This is a genomic window from Streptomyces sp. NPDC038707 (assembly GCF_040636485.1).
Lineage (GTDB): Bacteria > Actinomycetota > Actinomycetes > Streptomycetales > Streptomycetaceae > Streptomyces.
In genome coordinates this window covers 60,614-79,854 of the sequence record NZ_JBEZUP010000010.1, presented here as the reverse complement: position 1 = coordinate 79,854, position 19,241 = coordinate 60,614, and the positions used below count along the sequence as shown (strand labels likewise).

At 73.3% G+C, this 19,241-nt stretch carries 19 protein-coding genes and 1 riboswitch; of the genes, 13 read left to right on the top strand and 6 right to left on the bottom strand.

All coding sequences use genetic code 11. The features are described from left to right. The first annotated feature begins 51 nt into the window (after positions 1-51). Genes AB0E62_RS16095 through AB0E62_RS16080 form a run of 4 tightly spaced genes read left to right on the top strand, consistent with a single transcriptional unit; the run spans position 52 to position 5,792 of the window. Positions 52-1,587, top strand: coding sequence for a GMC oxidoreductase (locus tag AB0E62_RS16095; RefSeq protein ID WP_362193046.1), 1,536 nt, complete (start codon positions 52-54; stop codon positions 1,585-1,587). Beyond that, positions 1,584-2,888 (top strand): glycine betaine/L-proline ABC transporter ATP-binding protein, encoded by a 1,305-nt coding sequence (locus AB0E62_RS16090; RefSeq protein ID WP_362193043.1) that lies wholly within the window; start codon positions 1,584-1,586, stop codon positions 2,886-2,888. Before AB0E62_RS16095 ends, AB0E62_RS16090 begins: the two co-directional genes overlap by 4 nt. Then, positions 2,888-4,840 carry an ABC transporter permease subunit gene (locus AB0E62_RS16085; protein ID WP_362193040.1) on the top strand — a complete coding sequence of 651 codons (1,953 nt, stop codon included), beginning with the start codon at positions 2,888-2,890 and terminating at the stop codon, positions 4,838-4,840. The genes AB0E62_RS16090 and AB0E62_RS16085 overlap by 1 nt, the downstream gene beginning before the upstream one ends. A gap of 1 nt (position 4,841) precedes the next feature. After that, positions 4,842-5,792, top strand: coding sequence for an ABC transporter substrate-binding protein (locus AB0E62_RS16080; protein ID WP_362193037.1), 951 nt, complete (start codon positions 4,842-4,844; stop codon positions 5,790-5,792). Positions 5,793-5,807: 15 nt separating this feature from the next. Here AB0E62_RS16080 and AB0E62_RS16075 read toward each other — a convergent pair whose 3' ends face one another. The 3 genes from AB0E62_RS16075 to AB0E62_RS16065 are packed head-to-tail and all read right to left on the bottom strand — an operon-like array spanning position 5,808 to position 7,461. Beyond that, positions 5,808-6,524 carry an isocitrate lyase/phosphoenolpyruvate mutase family protein gene (locus AB0E62_RS16075; RefSeq protein ID WP_362193034.1) on the bottom strand — a complete coding sequence of 239 codons (717 nt, stop codon included), beginning with the start codon at positions 6,522-6,524 and terminating at the stop codon, positions 5,808-5,810. Then, the gene (locus tag AB0E62_RS16070) at positions 6,521-6,964 is read right to left on the bottom strand and encodes a carboxymuconolactone decarboxylase family protein (RefSeq protein WP_362193031.1); all 444 of its coding nucleotides are present in this window, start codon (positions 6,962-6,964) and stop codon (positions 6,521-6,523) included. Before AB0E62_RS16070 ends, AB0E62_RS16075 begins: the two co-directional genes overlap by 4 nt. After that, positions 6,961-7,461, bottom strand: coding sequence for a carboxymuconolactone decarboxylase family protein (locus AB0E62_RS16065; RefSeq protein ID WP_362193028.1), 501 nt, complete (start codon positions 7,459-7,461; stop codon positions 6,961-6,963). The genes AB0E62_RS16070 and AB0E62_RS16065 overlap by 4 nt, the downstream gene beginning before the upstream one ends. Positions 7,462-7,508: 47 nt before the next feature. On the opposite strand from AB0E62_RS16065, the gene AB0E62_RS16060 reads away from it, so the two are divergent. The 4 genes from AB0E62_RS16060 to AB0E62_RS16045 all read left to right on the top strand — a co-directional run bounded on the left by AB0E62_RS16060 (position 7,509) and on the right by AB0E62_RS16045 (position 11,238). Further along, positions 7,509-8,900: a PLP-dependent aminotransferase family protein gene (locus AB0E62_RS16060; protein WP_362193025.1), complete on the top strand. Its 1,392-nt coding sequence runs from the start codon at positions 7,509-7,511 to the stop codon at positions 8,898-8,900. Between the two features lie 86 nt (positions 8,901-8,986). Further along, complete coding sequence (locus AB0E62_RS16055; protein WP_362193022.1) at positions 8,987-9,412, top strand: hypothetical protein; 426 nt, start codon at positions 8,987-8,989, stop codon at positions 9,410-9,412. 13 nt (positions 9,413-9,425) lie between these two features. Continuing rightward, complete coding sequence (locus AB0E62_RS16050) at positions 9,426-10,610, top strand: glutathionylspermidine synthase family protein (protein WP_362193019.1); 1,185 nt, start codon at positions 9,426-9,428, stop codon at positions 10,608-10,610. A 166-nt stretch (positions 10,611-10,776) separates the two neighbouring features. Beyond that, a complete protein-coding gene (locus tag AB0E62_RS16045) occupies positions 10,777-11,238 on the top strand; it encodes a nuclear transport factor 2 family protein (protein WP_362193016.1) in 462 nt (153 codons plus the stop codon). Here the strand turns inward: AB0E62_RS16045 and rocD are convergent, their stop codons facing one another. Further along, positions 11,239-12,450: an ornithine--oxo-acid transaminase gene (rocD, locus tag AB0E62_RS16040; RefSeq protein ID WP_362193013.1), complete on the bottom strand. Its 1,212-nt coding sequence runs from the start codon at positions 12,448-12,450 to the stop codon at positions 11,239-11,241. It abuts the gene before it with no gap. 100 nt (positions 12,451-12,550) lie between these two features. Next, positions 12,551-12,639, top strand: a riboswitch (ZMP/ZTP riboswitch). Positions 12,640-12,672: 33 nt separating this feature from the next. On the opposite strand from rocD, the gene AB0E62_RS16035 reads away from it, so the two are divergent. The 3 genes from AB0E62_RS16035 (at position 12,673) to AB0E62_RS16025 (ending at position 15,985) form a co-directional block, all read left to right on the top strand. Then, the gene (locus AB0E62_RS16035) at positions 12,673-14,127 is read left to right on the top strand and encodes a glycine hydroxymethyltransferase (RefSeq protein WP_362193010.1); all 1,455 of its coding nucleotides are present in this window, start codon (positions 12,673-12,675) and stop codon (positions 14,125-14,127) included. 102 nt (positions 14,128-14,229) lie between these two features. Next, positions 14,230-15,240, top strand: coding sequence for a tryptophan--tRNA ligase (gene trpS, locus AB0E62_RS16030; RefSeq protein ID WP_362193007.1), 1,011 nt, complete (start codon positions 14,230-14,232; stop codon positions 15,238-15,240). Between the two features lie 163 nt (positions 15,241-15,403). Next, positions 15,404-15,985: a 2'-5' RNA ligase family protein gene (locus AB0E62_RS16025; protein ID WP_362193004.1), complete on the top strand. Its 582-nt coding sequence runs from the start codon at positions 15,404-15,406 to the stop codon at positions 15,983-15,985. Positions 15,986-15,998: 13 nt separating this feature from the next. On the opposite strand, the gene AB0E62_RS16020 is transcribed toward AB0E62_RS16025, so the two are convergent. Continuing rightward, the gene (locus AB0E62_RS16020) at positions 15,999-16,754 is read right to left on the bottom strand and encodes an SDR family NAD(P)-dependent oxidoreductase (protein WP_362193001.1); all 756 of its coding nucleotides are present in this window, start codon (positions 16,752-16,754) and stop codon (positions 15,999-16,001) included. A gap of 85 nt (positions 16,755-16,839) precedes the next feature. Here AB0E62_RS16020 and AB0E62_RS16015 point away from each other — a divergent pair, with 85 nt between their 5' ends. Beyond that, positions 16,840-17,757 (top strand): YihY/virulence factor BrkB family protein, encoded by a 918-nt coding sequence (locus tag AB0E62_RS16015; protein WP_362192999.1) that lies wholly within the window; start codon positions 16,840-16,842, stop codon positions 17,755-17,757. Here AB0E62_RS16015 and AB0E62_RS16010 read toward each other — a convergent pair. Further along, on the bottom strand, positions 17,705-18,961 hold the full coding sequence (locus tag AB0E62_RS16010) for a D-alanyl-D-alanine carboxypeptidase (RefSeq protein WP_362192996.1): 1,257 nt from the start codon (positions 18,959-18,961) through the stop codon (positions 17,705-17,707). The two genes, AB0E62_RS16015 and AB0E62_RS16010, sit on opposite strands and share 53 nt — an antisense overlap. On the opposite strand from AB0E62_RS16010, the gene AB0E62_RS16005 reads away from it, so the two are divergent. Then, positions 18,960-19,199: an SCO4848 family membrane protein gene (locus tag AB0E62_RS16005; RefSeq protein ID WP_030600834.1), complete on the top strand. Its 240-nt coding sequence runs from the start codon at positions 18,960-18,962 to the stop codon at positions 19,197-19,199. The two genes, AB0E62_RS16010 and AB0E62_RS16005, sit on opposite strands and share 2 nt — an antisense overlap. Positions 19,200-19,241: the final 42 nt, after the last annotated feature.

Sequence of the window (19,241 nt, the reverse complement as noted above, 5' to 3'; positions counted from 1 at the left end):
GGCCGGCGGCCTTCGACTCCCCCTGCACCGAGTCCCTGGAGTAGTACCCCCATGTCCGACAGCACCCCCCACGTCTACGACTACGTCGTCATCGGCGGCGGCACGGCCGGCTCCGTCATCGCCTCCCGGCTCACCGAGAACCCGGACGTCACCGTCGCCGTCATCGAGGGCGGCCCGAGCGACGTCGGCCGCGACGACGTCCTCACCCTGCGCCGCTGGATGGGCCTGCTCGGCGGCGAACTCGACTACGACTACCCGACGGTGGAGCAGCCCCGCGGCAACTCCCACATCCGGCACAGCCGCGCCCGCGTCCTCGGCGGCTGCTCCTCGCACAACACCCTCATCTCCTTCAAGCCCCTGCCCTCCGACTGGGACGAGTGGGAGGCCGCCGGCGCCAAGGGCTGGGGCGCCGTCCCCATGGAGGCCTACTTCGCCCGGCTGAAGAACAACATCGTCTCCGTGGACGAGAAGGACCGGAACGCCATCGCCCGCGACTTCGTCGACGCCGCCCAGGAGGCGCTCGGGGTACCCCGCGTCGAGGGCTTCAACCGCGCGCCGTTCAGCGAGGGCGTCGGCTTCTTCGACCTCGCCTACCACCCGGAGACCAACAAGCGCTCCTCCGCCTCCGTCGCCTACCTCCACCCGGTGATGGACGAGCGTCCCAACCTGACGATCCTGCTGGAGACCTGGGCGTACCAGCTGGAACTGGACGGCACCCGCGCCGAGGGCGTGCGCGTGCGCACCAAGGACGGCGAGGAACTGCTGGTCCGGGCCCGCCGGGAAGTCGTGCTGTGCGCGGGCGCCGTCGACTCCCCGCGCCTGCTGCTCCACTCCGGCATCGGTCCCCGCGCCGACCTGGAGGCGCTCGGCATTCCCGTCGCGCACGACCTGCCGGGCGTCGGCGAGAACCTGCTCGACCACCCCGAGTCGGTCATCGTCTGGGAGACCCACGGCCCGATCCCGGAGAACTCGGCGATGGACTCCGACGCGGGCCTGTTCGTGCGCCGCGACCCGGAGCACGCCGGACCGGACCTGATGTTCCACTTCTACCAGATCCCGTTCACCGACAACCCGGAGCGCCTCGGCTACGAGAGGCCGGAGTTCGGCGTCTCCATGACCCCGAACATCCCCAAGCCGAGGAGCCGCGGCCGCCTGTACCTGACCAGCGCGGACCCCGCCGTCAAGCCGGCCCTCGACTTCCGCTACTTCACCGACGAGGACGACTACGACGCCCGGACCCTGGTCGACGGCATCCGCATCGCCCGCGAGATCGCCAGGACCGAGCCGCTGGCCGGCTGGCTCAAGCGCGAGGTGTGCCCCGGCCCGGAGATCACCGGCGACGCCGAGCTGAGCGAGTACGCCCGCAAGGCGGCCCACACCGTCTACCACCCGGCCGGCACCTGCAAGATGGGCGCCGCCGACGACGAACTCGCCGTTGTCGACCCCGAGTTGCGCATCCGCGGTCTAGACGGCATCCGTATCGCCGACGCGTCCGTCTTCCCGGCCATGACCGCCGTCAACCCGATGATCGGGGTGCTCATGGTCGGGGAGAAGGCCGCCGACCTGATCGGAGGTGACCTGCGATGACCCTCACCGTCCCCACCCGCAAGCCGCCCACCACCGCCGACCCGGTCTTCTCGGTGTCCGGCCTGTGGAAGGTCTTCGGCCCCAAGGCCGAGCGCGTCCCCGCCGACCCGGAGCTGAGCGCGCTGACCCCCGCCGAGCTCCGCTCCCGCACCGGCTGCACGGCCGCCGTCCGGGACGTCTCCTTCGACGTCCGCAAGGGCGAGGTGTTCGTCGTCATGGGTCTGTCCGGCTCCGGCAAGTCCACCCTGGTCCGCTGCCTGACGCGGCTGATCGAGCCGACGGCCGGCACCATCGCCATCGACGGCGAGGACGTCCGCGCGATGGACACCTCCCGGCTGCGCGAACTGCGCCGGCACCGGGCCGCCATGGTCTTCCAGCACTTCGGGCTGCTCCCGCACCGCACGGTCCTCGACAACGTCGCCTACGGCCTGGAGATCCAGGGCGTCGGCCGTTCCGAACGCCGGGAGCGCGCCGCCGAGTTCGTCGCCAAGGTCGGCCTCGCGGGCATGGAGAAGCGCCGCCCCGGCCAGCTCTCCGGCGGCCAGCGCCAGCGGGTGGGCCTGGCCCGGGCCCTGGCCGTGGACCCCGAGGTGCTGCTGTTCGACGAGCCCTTCAGCGCCCTGGACCCGCTCATCCGCCGGGACATGCAGGACGAGGTGACCCGGCTGCACCGGGAGGAGGGCCGCACGATGGTCTTCATCACCCACGACCTGAGCGAGGCCCTGAAGCTCGGCGACCGCATCGCCCTGATGCGCGACGGCCGGGTGGTGCAGCTCGGCACCCCCGAGGAGATCGTCGGCGCCCCGGCCGACGACTACGTCCGCGAGTTCGTCCGCGACGTCCCCCGCGAACAGGTGCTGACCTGCCGCAGCGCCATGCGCCCGGTGTCCCCCGAGGACGCCGGACACGGCCCGGCCCTCCGCCCCGAGGCCACGGTCGCCGAGGCCATCGAGGCGGTGGCCCGGGCGGGCACCCCGGCCCGGGTGGTGGACGCGGGCCGCTGCCTCGGCGTGGTCGACCCGGACCGCCTGCTCGGCGTCGTGGCGGGCGTCGCCCCCGACACCGCGTCCGAGCGGGACGTGACCCCCGAACCCCCCGAAACCCTCAGCACCCCGCCCGGGACCGCCGCGGCGCCCGCCGCGGCCACCCCGCCCGGGACCGCCGCGGCCGCGAGCGCCGCCTCCTCCCTGGCCGCCGGCCGTCGTGCCGCCCGGCCGGCACCTGCCCCGGACGAAACGGCATCCGGCGAGCAGCGGCAAGCGGGCCGGCCCCCGGCGCGCACCACCCGGGAGGCCGTCTGATGGCAACGCTCAGTCTCCCGACCGCCCGGACCAGGGCCCCGCGCCTGCTCAGGAACCGGGCCGCCGCCAAACTCCTCCTCCTCGCCCTCCTCACCGCCGTCCTCCTGCCCCTGCTGAACCGCTGGGGCAACGGCACCTGGCCCCACTCCCTGACCGTCAGCCTCGACCGGCCCCTCGCCGCCGCCGGCGACTGGGTCATCGACCACCGGGACAGCCACCCCCTGTTCCTGTACTTCCTCGGCCACGTCAGCAACGCGGTCGTCATCGCCGTACGCGCCGTCTACCTCACCCTCCTCGCGGCGGGCTGGGCCGGTGTGACGGCCTTCGGCGCCCTGCTCGCCTGGCGCCTGGCCGGCCTCCGCCTGGCCGCCGGCACGGCCGTCGCCTTCCTGGCCTGCGGAGCCCTCGGCATGTGGGTGCCGACCATGCAGACCCTCGCCCTGATGGTCGTGGCGGTCCTCGCCTCCGTCGTCGTGGGCGCCCTCCTCGGGCTCGCCGCCGGCCTCTCCGGCCGGCTCGACCGCACCCTGCGCCCGGTCCTGGACACCATGCAGGTGCTCCCGGCCTTCGCCTACCTCCTCCCCGTCGTCCTGGTCTTCGGCATCGGCGTCCCCGCGGCCGTCCTCGCCACCGTCGTCTACGCCGCCCCGCCGATGGCCCGCCTCACCGCGCTCGGCCTGCGCGGGGCCGACCCCGAAGTCCTGGAGGCCGTGGAGTCGCTCGGCGCCACCCGCCGCCAGCGGCTGCTGACCGCCCGGATCCCGCTGGCCCGCGAAGAACTGCTGCTCGGCCTCAACCAGACGATCATGATGGCGCTGTCCATGGCCGTCATCGGCGCCGTCATCGGCGCCGGAGGCCTCGGCGACCGCGTGTACCAGGCGCTCGCCTCGGTCGACGTCGGCGCCGCCCTCGCCGCCGGCATCCCGCTCGTCCTGCTCGCGATCGTGCTGGACCGGCTGACCGGCGCGGCGGGCGCCGGCCCCGCCCGCCCGGAGACCGGCGGCCGGCCGGCGCTCACCGGCTGGGCCGTCACCGTGGCCGGCGCCGGCGCCGCCGCCCTCGCCGCCCGGCTGCTCGGCGCGGCCGACTGGCCCCCCGCCTGGAACCTGGACATCGCCGGACCGGTCGACCGGGCCGTCGACTGGATGACCGACCACCTCTACTCCGGCGTCCCGGTCGTCGGCGGCACCGCCGACTGGGCGGGCCGCTTCACCACCTGGGTCCTGGACCCGGTCCGCGCCGGACTGCAAGGCATGCCCTGGTGGTCGGTGCTGCTCCTGGTCGCCGCGCTGGCCTGGCCGATCGGCACCTGGCGCACCGCGCTGACCGCCGTCGGCGCCATGGCCGCGATCGGCGTGCTCGGCGTGTGGGAACCGGCGCTCGACACCCTCTCCCAGGTGCTGGCCGCCGTCGCCGTCACCCTCGCACTGGGCCTCGCCACCGGGGTCGCCGCGGCCCGCAGCGACCGCGTCGACCGCGCCCTGCGCCCGGTCCTGGACGTCTTCCAGACCATGCCGCAGTTCGTGTACCTGATCCCGGTCGTCGCCCTGTTCGGCGTCGGCCGCGCCCCCGCCGTCGCCGCGGCCGTCGTCTACGCCCTCCCGGCCGTCGTCCGGATCACCGCGCAGGGCCTGCGCCAGGTCGACCCGGCCGCGCTGGAGTCGGCGCGCTCGCTCGGCGCCACCGGACGGCAGCAGCTGTGGCAGGTGCAGCTCCCGCTCGCCCGGCGCGCGCTGCTGCTCGCCGTCAACCAGGGCGTGGTCCTGGTCCTCGCCGTCGTCATCATCGGCGGCCTGGTCGGCGGCGGTGCCCTCGGCTACGACGTCGCCTTCGGCCTCGCCCAGGGCGACCTGGCCACCGGTCTGGTGGCCGGCGCCGCCATCGTCTGCCTGGGCCTGATGCTCGACCGGGTGACCCAGCCGGCCCGCCGCCGCGCGGGGAAGGGAGCCTGACATGCGTCGTACCGCGATCACGGCCGCCGTGGCCGCCCTGGCCCTCACCACCGGCTGCGGCGCCGCCGACATGACCAAGCAGGCCAGCCCGTTCGCCAACGCCCGGGGCGCGAAGACGGTCACCCTGTCCGTGCAGTCCTGGGTGGGCGCGCAGGCCGACGCGGCCGTGGCCCAGTACATCCTGGAGCACAAGCTCGGCTACCGCGTCGACACCGTCCAGGTCGACGAGGTGCCCGCCTGGGACGCGCTCGGCCAGGGCCGGGTCGACGTCCTCCTGGAGGACTGGGGCCACCCCGAGCAGGAGAAGCGCTACGTCGAGGACAAGGGGACGGTCGTGCCCGGCGGCGGCCTCGGGGTGACCGGGCACATCGGCTGGTTCGTGCCGGCGTACCTCGCCGAACAGCACCCGGACATCACCGACTGGCGCAACCTGGACAAGTACGCCCCCCTGTTCCGCACCGCGGAGAGCGGCGGCAAGGGCCAGCTGATGGACGGCTCCCCGTCCTACGTCACCAACGACAAGGCCCTGGTGAAGAACCTGGGACTGGACTACCGGGTCGTCTTCGCCGGCTCCGAGGCCGCGCAGATCACCCAGATCAAGCGGTTCGCCAAGGAGCGGAAACCCTTCCTCACGTACTGGTACGCGCCCCAGTGGCTGTTCGAGAAGGTGCCGATGACGGAGGTGGGACTGCCCCCGCACAAGGAGGGCTGCGACGCGGACCCGGCGAAGGTCGCCTGCGGCTACCCGCACACCCCGCTGAAGAAGTACCTCAACGCGGGCTTCGCGAAGTCCGGCGGCGAGGCGGCGGCCTTCCTGAAGAAGTTCCGGTGGACCACCGAGGACCAGAACGACGTGTCGCTGATGATCGCCGAGCAGAAGCTGTCCCCGGCCGAGGCGGCGGAGAGGTGGGTGGACAGCCACCCGTCCGTGTGGAAGAAGTGGCTGCCCTGACCGGACACCCCCGGCCTACGGCAGCAGGCCGGCGGCGATCTCCCGCAGCGCCGCCGTCGCCCGCCGCTGGAGGCCCGGCCCGAACGTGACCCGGGTGGCCCCGAGTTCGCCGAGCGCGGCGGGCGAGGGGCCGTCCGCCCGGCACAGCAGGTTCAGCGGGCCCTCGATCCCCGACCGCAGCAGCGGCACCAGGTCCGCCGGGGCGAGGATCGGGTACACGCAGTCGGCGCCCGCCGCGCGGTACAGCGCGGCCCGCTCGATGGCCCGCTCCGGATCGCCGTCCCCGTGCGCGAACACATCGACGCGGGCGTTGACGAACAGCCGGTCGCCGGCGGCCTCCCGCACCCCCGCGAGGAACTCGGCGTGCGCGTGCGGGTCCTTGAGGACGCCCCCGTCGGAGTCCTCGAGGTTGCAGCCCACGACCCCGGCCTCCAGCAGCCGTTCGACCAGCTCCCCGGGCGCGAGCCCGTAGCCGCCCTCGACGTCCGCCGAGACCGGCACGTCCACCGCCCGCGCGATCCGGGCGACGGCCGCGAACATCTCGTCGGCCGGGGTGGCCCCGTCCGCGTACCCGAGCGAGGCGGCGACCCCCGCGCTCGGCGTGGCCAGCGCCGGGAACCCGGCCTCCGCGAAGACCCGCGCGGCGGCGGCGTCCCACGGTCCGGGCAGCACCAGCGGGTCACCCGGGGCGCGCCCCCGGTGCAGGGCGCGGAACCGTTCCGCCTTGCTCATGGCTGCCGCCCTCCCGGTGGCACACGGCGGCTGACCATCAGGCGGTTCCAGCCGTTGATGACGGTGATCAGCGCGATGAGGTGGGCGAGCGCCGCATCGTCGAAGTGCTTGGCGGCGGCCTCGTACACCTCGTCGGGCACGAAGCCCTCGGTGAGCAAGGTGACCGCCTCGGTGAGGGCCAGCGCGGCCCGCTCCCGCTCGCTGTAGAGGTCCTCGGTCTCCTCCCAGGCGTTGAGGAAGTGGATGCGGTCCTCGGACTCCCCGTTCTTCCGGGCCAGCCCGAGGTGCATGTCGAGGCAGAACGCGCAGTGGTTGATCTGCGAGGCGCGGATCATGACCAGTTCGGCCAGGCCCGGATCGCCGAGCCCCTTCTTGGCCGCCGCGCTGACGGCGGCCATCGCCCGGAAGACCTCCGGGTCCAGCAGCTGGGTACGGTTCACTTGTGCTGCCCCGGGTGGTAGTGGCCCGCCGGCGTCCGGGTGGTCACGGCGAACCGGTTCCAGGCATTGATCACGGCGATGGCGGCGATCAGCTGGGAGAGTTCGGCCTCGTCGAAGTGCTTGGCGGCCCGCTCGTAGACCTCGTCCGGCACGAAGCCGTCCGTGAGGACGGTCACCGCGTCGGTCAGCTCCAGCGCCGCCAGCTCCTTCTCGGTGTAGAAGTGCCGGGACTCCTGCCAGGCGCCGAGCTGGATGATCCGCTCCACGCTCTCGCCGGCCGCGAGGGCGTCCTTGGAGTGCATGTCGAGGCAGCGCGCGCAGTGGTTGATCTGCGAGGCGCGGATTTTGACCAGCTCGCGCAGCCGGGGGTCCAGGCCCTGGCCGGCGACGGCGTCCAGCTGGATCATCGCCTTGTAGACCTCGGGCGCGTGCTGGGCCCAGCGCAGCCGCGCCGGCTCCTCGGGGGCGTAGGTGACGGGTTCTTCCTGAGTGCTCATGCCTTCGACCCTAGAACCGGGGCAGCCCAGGGGTATGGTCCATTCCCATGGCGGAATCCTGGGCCACTTTGGGCGTCGACCTGCACCTGGAACCGGCCCTCGCGGGCGGACTGCGCCGGGGCCTGACCGACGCCCTGCGGGACGCGGTGCGCACCGGCCGGCTCGCCCCCGGCACCCGGCTGCCCTCCTCCCGGACCCTCGCCGTTGACCTCGGCATCGCCCGCAACACCGTCGCCGAGGCCTACGCCGACCTGGTCGCGGAGGGCTGGCTCACCGCCCGGCAGGGCTCCGGCACCCGGGTCGCGGACCGGGTGGCGGCCACGCCGCCCGCCGCGGCGGGGCCGGGCCGCCGGGAGCCCGGCCGCCCCGCCCACAGCCTGGTCCCCGGCACCCCCGACCTCGCCGCCTTCCCGCGCGCCGAGTGGCTCAGGGCCGCCCGCCGGGCGCTGACCGCGGCCCCCTTCGACGCGTTCGGCTACGGCGACCCGCGCGGCCGGCGCGAGCTGCGCTGTGCCCTCGCCGGATACCTGGCCCGGGTGCGGGGCGTGCGCGCCACCCCGGACACCGTCGTGATCACCGCCGGCACCTCGCACGCCCTGCGGGTGATCGGCACGATGCTGCGGGCGCGCGGGGCGGACACCCTCGCGGTGGAGTCCTACGGCCTCGACGTCCACTGGCGGCTGCTGCGCGCGGCGGGCCTGGCGACCCCCGCGCTGCCCTACGACGCGCTGGGCACCGACCCCCGCGCACCCGGCGGTGCCGCGGCGGTGCTGCTCACCCCGGCCCACCAGTTCCCGACCGGCGTCCCGCTGCACCCCGACCGGCGGGCCGCCGTCGTGGACTGGGCGCGGCGCACCGGCGGGCTGGTCCTGGAGGACGACTACGACGGCGAGTTCCGCTACGACCGCCAGCCCGTCGGCGCCCTCCAGGGACTGGCCCCGGACCGGGTGGTCTACCTGGGCACCGCCAGCAAGTCCCTCGCGCCCGGGCTGCGGCTGGGCTGGATGGTACTGCCGCCGGCCCTGGTCCAGGAGGCGGTGGCGGCCAAGGGCCACGTCGACACCGTCGGGGCGCTGGACCAGCTCACGCTGGCCGAGTTCCTCACCTCCGGCGCCTACGACCGGCACGTCCGCTCCGCCCGCCTGCGCTACCGGCGCCGCCGGGACGCCCTCGCCGCGGCCGTGGCCGGCCGGGCACCGGCGGTGCGGGTGACGGGCATCGCGGCCGGACTGCACGCGGTGCTGCGGCTCCCGCCGGGCCTGGAACGGCCGGTGGTGCAGGCGGCGGACCTCCAGGGCCTGGCCCTGACCGGCCTGTCCTACTACCGCCACAGCGAGGCGCCGGCCGACCCCGCGGACGCCCTGGTGGTCGGCTACGGCACGCCTCCGGACAGCGCGTGGTCGGGCACGCTGGAGGCCCTGTGCCGGGTGCTGCCGTAAGGGACCGCGAGCCACCCCCGGTTGGGCGCACGCGCTGCCCCCTCTAGGCTGACCGTCGAACTCACATCCGACGGGGGAGTCACACCATGGCGCACACCGGAAGGCAACTCCGCTCCGGCACGGTCGTCCTGGGCGGCGTGGGCCTGCTGGCCGCCGCCCTCACCGCCTGCTCGTCCGACCCGGACAAGCGCTGCGTGGACCGCGACAGCTACAACGCGGCCAAGGGCTACAAGGTCGTCTCCGACAAGAACTGCAGGACGACGTCCGGGACCGGCTCCTCCTCGGGCCGGAAGAAGTCCGTCAAGAAGGGCGCCAAGCGGCCGGTCAACGCGGCCTGGTACTACGACGGCAAGGAGAAGGGCGGCTGGGTCGACGGCGGCTCCTTCACCAAGTCCGGGGGCTCGGGCGGCGGTTCGGGCGGATCGTCGGACGACGACGGGAGCAGCGGCGGCGGCCACGGCGGGGTGAGCCGCGGCGGCTTCGGCGGCGGCCACGGCAGCTCCGGCGGCTGACCGGAGGACGCGCATGGAACGCCGCACCACGACCCCCCGCCCCGGCTGGCAGCAGACCGTCGAGGCCCAGGGCCTCGTCTATCCGCTCACCCGCCACCCCGACGACTCCCTGAGCCCGTACTGGGACGAGAGCGCCTACTACGTCTTCTCCCTCCAGGAGGTCGAGGCGCTGGAGGAGACCGTCGCGGACCTGCACCGCATGTGCCTCGCGGCGGCGGACCACATCGTGGCCGAGGACCGGCTGGCCGACCTCGGCATCACCGACGGACGGGTGGCCGCCGCGGTCACCGAGTCCTGGCACCGGCGCGCCGAACTGCCCTCCCTGTACGGCAGGTTCGACCTCCGCTACGACGGCACGGGCCCGGCGAAGCTGCTGGAGTACAACGCCGACACGCCCACCTCGCTGGTGGAGGCGGCCTCCCCGCAGTGGTTCTGGATGGAGGAGCGCTTCCCCGGCGCGGACCAGTGGAACTCCCTGCACGAACGCCTGGTGGAGGCCTGGCGCGCCCAGGCCGCGCTGCTGCCGCCCGGCGCTCCGCTGCACTTCGCGCACTCCGCCGCCGACGAACTCGGCGAGGACCTGATGACGGTCGCCTACCTGAAGGAGACGGCGGAACAGGCCGGGCTCACCACCGACTGGCTCGCCATGGAGGAGATCGGCTGGGACACCCTCTCCGGCCGCTTCGTCGACAACCGGCTCCGCTTCATCCGGGGCATCTTCAAGCTGTACCCCTGGGAGTGGCTCACCACCGACTCCTTCGGCGGCCACGTCCTGGACACCCTGGACAACGGCGGCGGCACCGGCAGCACCCTGTGGATCGAACCCGCCTGGAAGATGCTGCTCAGCAACAAGGCCCTGCTGGCGATCCTCTGGGAGCTGTACCCCGGCCACCCCAACCTCCTCCCCGCCTACCTCGACGGCCCCCGCGACCTGGCCACCACCACCGGCTACGTGACCAAGCCCCTGCTGGGCCGCGAGGGCGCGGGCATCACGGTCCACGCCCCCGGCACCCCGCCGCCCCCGCGCGAGGACCCCTGCTGCTACCAGCAGCTGTCCCCCCTCCCCGCCTTCGACGGCAACCACACCGTCCTCGGCACCTGGGTCGTCGGCGGCGAACCGGCGGGCCTGGGAATCCGCGAGTCCACGGGCCTGATCACCGACGAGTACGCCCGCTTCCTGCCGCACGTGATCCTCTGACCCGTCAGAACCGCCGGTACCCCTCCCGCCGGCGCGCGGCCGGCTCCTCCCTGGCCGGACGCCTCCCGGACCGGTCCCTCCCGGGTGTCTCCTTGACGTGCGAACGGTCGTTCCCTACGGTGCCGCACCGTTGGAGAACGATCGTTCTCGCCCCGAGGAGACCGCCGTGGCCGAAGGCCGTCCGCCGTATCCGCCGTTCACTCCGGAAACCGCCCGGCAGAAGGTCCAGGCCGCCGAGGACGCCTGGAACACCCGCGACCCCCACCGGGTGGCCCTCGCCTACACCGAGGACTCCGTCTGGCGCAACCGAGACCGGTTCCTCACCGGCCGGGAGGAGATCGTCGCCTTCCTCACCGAGAAGTGGCGCCGCGAACTCGACTACGCCCTGCGCAAGAGCCTCTGGAGCTTCCACGGGAACCGCATCGCCGTCCGCTTCCAGTACGAGTCCCGCGACACCGGCGGCCGGTGGTGGCGCTCGTACGGCAACGAGTTGTGGGAGTTCGACGAGCACGGCCTGATGCGCCGCCGCGAGGCGAGCATCAACGACGTGGCCATCCGGGAGTCCGACCGGCGCATCTTCGGACCCCGGCCCGCCGCCGAGCACGGCATCGACCTCCCCCTGGGCTGATCACGCCCCGGACAGCACCGCCCGCACCTGCTCGACCCCCCACTCCAGATCCACCTCGCCGATCACCAGCGGAGGCGCGAGACGGATCGTCGCCCCGTGGGTCTCCTTCACCAGGACCCCGCGGGCCGACAGCCGCTCGGCGACCTCGCGCCCGGTGCCCACCGCGGGGGAGACGTCCACCCCCGCCCACAGCCCCCGCCCCCGCACCGCCGTCACCCGGCCCGTGGCGCGCAGATCGCCCAGCAGCCCGTGCAGCCGTTCGCCCAGCCGGGCCGCCCGCTCCTGGTACTCGCCGGTCCGCAGCATCGCGATCACCTCCAGCGCCACCGCGCAGGCCAGCGGATTCCCGCCGAACGTCGACCCGTGCTCACCCGGCCGGAACACCCCGAGCACCGCCGCGCTCGACACCACCGCCGACACCGGCACGATCCCGCCGCCCAGCGCCTTGCCCAGGACGTACACATCCGGCACGACTCCCTCGTTCTCGCACGCGAAGGTCCGCCCGGTCCGGCCCAGCCCCGACTGGATCTCGTCGGCGACGAAGAGCACGTTCCGCTCCCGGGTCAGCTCCCGCACCCCCGCCAGATAACCGGCCGGCGGCACGATCACCCCCGACTCGCCCTGCACCGGCTCCAGCAGCACCGCCACCGTGTTCTCCGTCAGCGCCGCCCGCATCGCGGTCAGATCCCCGTACGGCACGATCTCGAACCCCGGCGTGTACGGCCCGAAGTCCGCCCGCGCCGCCGGGTCCGTGGAGAAGCTGATGACCGTCGTCGTCCGGCCGTGGAAGTTGCCGCCCGCCACGACGATCTTCGCCATCTCCGCGGGCACCCCCTTCACCCGGTAGCCCCACTTCCGGGCCGTCTTGACCGCGCCCTCCACCGCCTCCGCGCCGGTGTTCGCCGGCAGCACCATCTCCATCCCGCACAGCTCGGCCAGCTCGGTGCAGAACGCCGCGAACCGGTCGTGGTGGAAGGCGCGGGAGGTCAGCGTCACCCGCTCCAGCTGCCGCCGGGCCGCCTCGACCAGCCGCGGATGGCCGTGCCCGAAGTTCAGCGCCGAGTAGCCGGCCAGCAGGTCCAGATACCGCCGCCCCGCCACATCCGTCACCCACGCCCCCGCACCCGTGGCGATCACCACCGGCAGCGGATCGTAGGTGGGCGCGCAGTGCGCGCCGGCGAGGGCGACGAGGTCTTCTTCGGCAGCGGCCACGGACTCTCCCGGATCGGCCCGGATACGACGTGGCCTCCTTCTTAACCCCGCTCGCACGACGGACGCGGGATCTTCCCCGCCCGGCGCGCCCGGTAGGCTGGCCCCGGGCCGTGACTGGCGCGCTGGGATGGGACGGACCATCAGGGAGCGGCCCGAGCGGTAAGAGTGCCGTGCGCCTGGGCCGAACGTGAATGCTGTACGCACACCGTCCGGAGGTCCCCGATGCCCGAGAACGCCGCCCCCCTCTCCACCGAGTCCACCGCCTTCCGTGCCGCCCTCGACGTGATCCGCGCGGTGGAGCCGCGCGTCGCCGACGCCATCGGCCAGGAGGTCGCCGACCAGCGCGGGATGCTCAAGCTGATCGCGTCCGAGAACTACGCCTCCCCGGCGACCCTGCTCGCCATGGGCAACTGGTTCAGCGACAAGTACGCCGAGGGCACCATCGGCCGCCGCTTCTACGCCGGCTGCCGCAACGTCGACACCGTCGAGTCCCTCGCCGCCGAACACGCCCGCGAACTCTTCGGCGCCCGCCACGCCTACGTCCAGCCGCACTCCGGCATCGACGCCAACCTCGTCGCCTTCTGGGCCGTCCTCGCCGACCGCGTCGAGGTGCCCTTCCTGGAGAAGGCCGGCGCCCGCCAGATCAACGACCTCACCGACGCCGACTGGGCCGAGCTGCGGCAGGCCTTCGGCAACCAGCGCATGCTCGGCATGTCCCTGGACGCCGGCGGCCACCTCACCCACGGCTTCCGCCCGAACATCTCCGGCAAGATGTTCGACCAGCGCTCCTACGGCACCGACCCCGCCACCGGCCTGATCGACTACGACGCCCTGCGCGCCCAGGCCCGCGAGTTCAAGCCGCTGATCATCGTCGCGGGCTACTCCGCGTACCCCCGGCTGGTGAACTTCCGGATCATGCGCGAGATCGCCGACGAGGTCGGCGCCACCCTCATGGTCGACATGGCCCACTTCGCCGGACTGGTCGCCGGCAAGGTCCTCACCGGCGACTTCGACCCGGTCCCGCACGCCCAGATCGTCACCACCACCACCCACAAGTCCCTGCGCGGCCCGCGCGGCGGCATGGTGCTGTGCGACGACTCCCTCAAGGACCAGGTGGACCGCGGCTGCCCGATGGTCCTCGGCGGCCCGCTGCCGCACGTCATGGCCGCCAAGGCCGTCGCCCTCGCCGAGGCCCGGCAGCCCGCCTTCCAGGACTACGCCCGGCGCATCGTCGACAACTCCCGCGCCCTCGCCGAGGGCCTGATGCGCCGCGGCGCCACCCTCGTCACCGGCGGCACGGACAACCACCTCAACCTGATCGACGTCGCCACCTCCTACGGCCTCACCGGCCGCCAGGCCGAGGCGGCCCTGCTCGACTCGGGCATCGTCACCAACCGCAACGCCATCCCGGCCGACCCGAACGGCGCCTGGTACACCTCCGGCATCCGCGTCGGCACCCCCGCGCTGACCACCCGCGGCCTCGGCACCGCGGAGATGGACGAGGTCGCCGCCCTGATCGACCGCGTCCTGACCACCACCGAGCCGGGCACCACCAAGTCCGGCGCCCCGTCCAAGGCGAGCCACGTCTTGGACGAGAAGGTCTCCGAGGAGATCGCCCGCCGCGCCACGGACCTGGTCGCGGGCTTCCCGCTGTACCCGCAGGTCGACCTCGGCTGAACCGCCCCCCCGAGGGGCGCGGGGAACTGCGCGAGCAGCCACCGGCGGCCCGCAGTTCCCCACCCGCCGAACCCACCCCGTGCCTCTGCGACAATAAGGGGTATGGCTGACCGACCTCGCGTGCTCTCCGGCATCCAGCCCACGGCTGGCTCGTTCCACCTCGGCAACTACCTCGGCGCCGTCCGCCAGTGGGTGGCCCTCCAGGAGTCCCACGACGCCTTCTACATGGTGGTCGACCTGCACGCGATCACGGTCCCGCAGGACCCGGAGGAACTGCGGGCCAACACCCGCCTGGCCGCGGCCCAGCTGCTGGCCGCCGGTCTCGACCCCGACCGCTGCACCCTCTTCGTGCAGAGCCACGTCCCCGAGCACGCCCAGCTGGCCTGGGTCATGAACTGCCTCACCGGCTTCGGCGAGGCCTCCCGCATGACCCAGTTCAAGGACAAGTCAGCCAAGCAGGGCGCCGACCGGGCCTCCGTCGGCCTGTTCACGTACCCGGTCCTCCAGGTCGCGGACATCCTGCTGTACCAGGCCCACGAGGTGCCGGTCGGCGAGGACCAGCGCCAGCACATCGAGCTGACCCGTGACCTCGCCGAGCGGTTCAACGGCCGCTTCGGCGACACCTTCACGGTCCCGAAGCCGTACATCCTCAAGGAGACGGCGAAGATCTACGACCTCCAGGACCCCGCGGTCAAGATGAGCAAGTCGGCATCCACGCCGAAGGGCCTCGTCAACCTCCTGGACGAGCCGAAGACCACGGCCAAGAAGGTCAAGAGCGCGGTCACCGACACCGACACGGTGATCCGCTACGACACGGAGAACAAGCCGGGCGTCTCCAACCTCCTCACCATCTACTCCACGCTCACCGGCAGGACCATCGCCGAGCTGGAGCAGGAGTACGAGGGCAAGATGTACGGCGCCCTCAAGACCGACCTCGCCGAGATCATGGTCGACTTCGTCACCCCCTTCCGCGAGCGCACCCATCAGTACCTGGACGACGCCGAGACGCTGGACGCGGTCCTCGCCAAGGGCGCCGAGAAGGCACGCACCGTCGCCGCCGAGACCCTCGCGCAGGCGTACGACCGCGTGGGATTCCTCCCGGCCAAGCACTGAGGCGTACGACCGCACGGGTCCGCGCGGGCAGAGCGCTGCACATCACTTCCGTCGCGCCTGCCCACGGGACACCCGTGGCCGTACAGTCGATGCCAACGGCCGGGACGGGACGGCCGAGACGACGACAGACGTGACGACGACAGACGTGACGACAGGAGACGACGTGGGGACCGTAACGATCGGCGTGTCGATCGCGGTCCCGGAGCCTCACGGCAGCCTGCTCCAGGAGCGGCGTGCGGGCTTCGGCGACGCCGCGGCTCACGGTATCCCCACCCATGTCACGCTGTTGCCGCCGACCGAGGTGGACGAGGCCGACCTGTCCGCCGTCGACGCGCACCTGGCCGAGGTCGCCGCGGAGGGCCGGCCGTTCCCGATGCGGCTGTCCGGCACCGGGACCTTCCGGCCCCTGTCACCCGTGGTCTACGTCCGGGTGGTCGCGGGCGCCGAGGCGTGCACCCGGCTCCAGCAGCGGATCCGGGAGGCCTCCGGCCCGGTGGCGCGCGAACTGATCTTCCCGTACCACCCGCACGTCACCGTCGCGCACGGCATCGAGGAGGCGGCGATGGACCGCGCCTTCGAGGAGCTGGCGGACTACGAGGCCGAGTGGTCGTGCACCGGCTTCGCGCTCTACGAGCAGGGCGCCGACAGCGTCTGGCGCAAGCTGCGCGAGTACACGTTCGGGGGGCCGGTCGTCCCGACCCAGCCGGGCCACGCGGACGTGTGGGCCCCGCGCGTCGCCCCGTGAGCCGCCCGTAGCGCTACAGCGGAAGCCGTCTGAACAGGGCCCGCGGCGCGTGGCGCAGGGCCGCCGTCAGCAGGCGCAGCGAGCCCGGCACCCACACCGTCTCGGCGGCGCGGCGCAGGCCCAGCTCGATGGCCGTGGCCACCGCCTCGGGGGTGGTGGCGAGCGGGGTGCGCGGGCGGCCCGCCGTGGAGCGGGTGCGGACGAAACCGGGGCGTACGACCATGACCCGCGCCCCCGTCCCGTACAGGGCGTCCCCGAGCCCCTGCGCGAACGCGTCGAGCCCGGCCTTGCTGGAGCCGTAGATGAAGTCGGCGCGGCGGGCGCGTTCCGCGGCGGCGGAGGACAGCACGACGAGCCACCCGTGGCCCTGGCCCTGGAGGGCGCGGCCGGCGACCAGGCCAGCCGAGACGGCCCCGGTGTAGTTGGTCTGGGCGACCTGGACCGCGCGCACCGGATCGCGCTCGTCGTGCGCCTGGTCGCCGAGGACGCCGAAGGCGAGCAGCACCAGGTCGACCGGGCCGTCGGCGAACACCTTGCCGAGGACGCCCTCGTGGGTCTCGGGGGCGAGCGCGTCGAAGGCGACGGTGTGGACGTCCGCGCCGAGCGCCCGCAGGCTCCCGGCCGCGTTCTCCAGCGCGAGCGAGGGGCGGCCCGCCAGCCACACCGTGCGGGTGCGGCGGGCGATCAGCCGGCGCGCGGTGGCCAGCGCGATCTCGGACGTGCCGCCGAGGACGAGCAGGGACCGGGGCAGTTCGGTGGCATCCTTCATGACAGATGACCGTATCGCCCCCATATGACCGTTCCGGCGGCGAAACGCGGTGTTGGCATTCCCGCGCAGCGGGCAGAGTCGGATCATGGACTGGCTGAAGAGGCTGCCCGGCATCGGGCCGATCGTCACCCGCCTGACGATCACCCATGCGTGGCGGAGCTACGAGCGGCTGGACCGGGTGAAGTGGGCCCGGCTGGCCGCCGCCATGACGTTCGTGAGCTTCGTGGCCCTGTTCCCGCTGCTGACCGTGGCCGCCGTGGTCACCGCCGCCACGCTCGGCCCGGCCCGCCAGAAGACCGTGGAACAGCGGATCGCCGATCAGTTCCCGGGCCTGTCCGACCAGTTGGACGTGGCCTCGCTGGCGCAGAACGCGGGCACCGTCGGGGTCATCGCGGGCGCGGCGCTGCTGTTCACGGGCATCGGCTGGGTCGGCCAGGTGCGGGACTGCCTGCGCGCGGTGTGGGAGCTGCCGGACCAGGGGGAGAACCCGTTCCTGGCCAAGGTCAAGGACACCGTGATCCTGCTCGGCCTCGGCGGCGCCCTGCTGGTCACGCTCGCCGCGTCCACCCTCGCCTCGGCCGCCGTCGGCCTGGTGTCCCGGCAGTTCGGCCTGGACGAGCACGGCTGGGGCACCGTCCTGCTGCAGGTCGCCGCGTTCACCGTCGCCGTGCTCGCCGACTTCCTGGTCCTGCTCTACGTCCTGACCCTGCTGCCCGGGGTCGAGCCGCCGCGCCGCCGTCTGCTGGTCGCCGCGCTGCTCGGCTCGGTCGGCTTCGAACTGCTGAAACTGCTGCTCAGCGGCTATGTCCAGGGGGTCGCCGCGAAGAGCATGTACGGCGCGTTCGGGGTCCCCGTGGCCCTGCTGCTGTGGATCAACTTCACCGCGAAACTCGTGCTGTTCTGCGCCTCCTGGACGGCGACGGGCAGCAAGAAGACCGAGGTCGCCGAGGTCAGGGACGGGACCGGCGACGCATCAGGTCCGGCAGCGGCCACCGGCGGTTGACCAGGAACACCCCGCCGCCGAGCAGCACCAGCAGTCCGCCCGCGATGGCCAGCGCGGTCCCGGCACCACCGGCGCCGGAAACGGTGGGAGCGCTCGCCGCCGCCTTCGCCCCCGGCGCGCCGCCCGTGCCGGGCGACTGCCGCGGGCTCGCCCCGGCGGAGGCGCCGGCCGGCGCGGCGCTCCGCGGCGGCACCAGCTCGCCCACCGGGTTCACCTTGCCGACCGCCTGGAAGCCCCAGTCGAACAGCTTCGCGGTCTCCTTGTAGACCTCGTTGTGCTCGTGCTTCTCCGGGTTCATCACCGTGACCAGCAGCACCTTGCCGCCGCGCTCGGCCACCCCGGTGAAGGTGGCGCCCGCGTGGGTGGTGTTGCCGTTCTTCACGCCCGCGATGCCCCGGTACACCGGCACGTCGCTGTCGCCGCTCAGCAGCCGGTTGGTGTTGCGGATCTCCTTCCCGCCGAACCGGGCGCTCACCGTGGAGCAGTAGTCGCGGAAGTCCTTCTTCTGCAGGCCCGAGCGGGCGAACAGCGTCAGGTCGTACGCCGAGGAGACCTGCTCCGGCGCGTCGTAGCCGTCGGGGGAGAGCACCCGGGTGTCCAGCGCCTGGAGTTCCTCGGCGTGCTCCTGCATGTCCTGGACGGTCTGCTTCACCCCGCCGTTCATCGCGGACAGCACGTGCACCGCGTCGTTGCCCGACTTCAGGAACACCCCGAGCCACAGATCGCGCACCGAGTAGGTGCCGCCCGCCTTCACCCCGACCACGCTGGAGCCGTCGCCCACCCCCTTGAGGTCGGCCGGTGCCACCCGGTAGCGGGTGTCCTTGGGGAACCGGGGCAGCACGGTGTCCGCGAACAGCATCTTCAGCGTGCTGGCCGGGGGCAGTGCCCAGTGCGCGTTGTGCGCGGCCAGGACCTGGCCCGACTCGGCGTCCGAGACGATCCAGGAGCGGGCGGTCAGGCCCTTGGGCAGCACCGGGACACCGGGGGCGAGATTGACCTGCGTGCCGGGCATCCCGAGCCGGGCGCCGCCGAGGGTGGACATCTGCGCCGGGGGCGTGGCCGTGGGGCTCGTCGTGGGGGAGGGCGCGGCGAGGGCGGCGGGCGCGGTGACGGCCAGGGAGCACAGCGTGGCGGAGGCGACCAGCAGGGACCGCCGCGCACCCCCGGCACGGACCCGGACACCGGACGGCGATACTGGACTCATGAAGCTCAGCCGCCCTGTCTCCTGGTTCCTGCTCGCCTTCGGGGTGTGGAGCTGGGTCATCTGGGTCACTTTCGTCAAGAATCTCGTCAAGGACGGCAGCGGTCTGGCCTTCGACGACGGTCACCCGACCGCGTACTTCTGGGTGCACCTGCTGCTGGCAGTCGTTTCCTTCGTATTGGGGACGGTCATCGGCGTCATCGGGTTGCGCGGAGTGCGCGCACTGCGCCGTAACTCATAGCGGACACACGGAAACCCCCGCGTCCGAGAGGCGCGGGGGCGT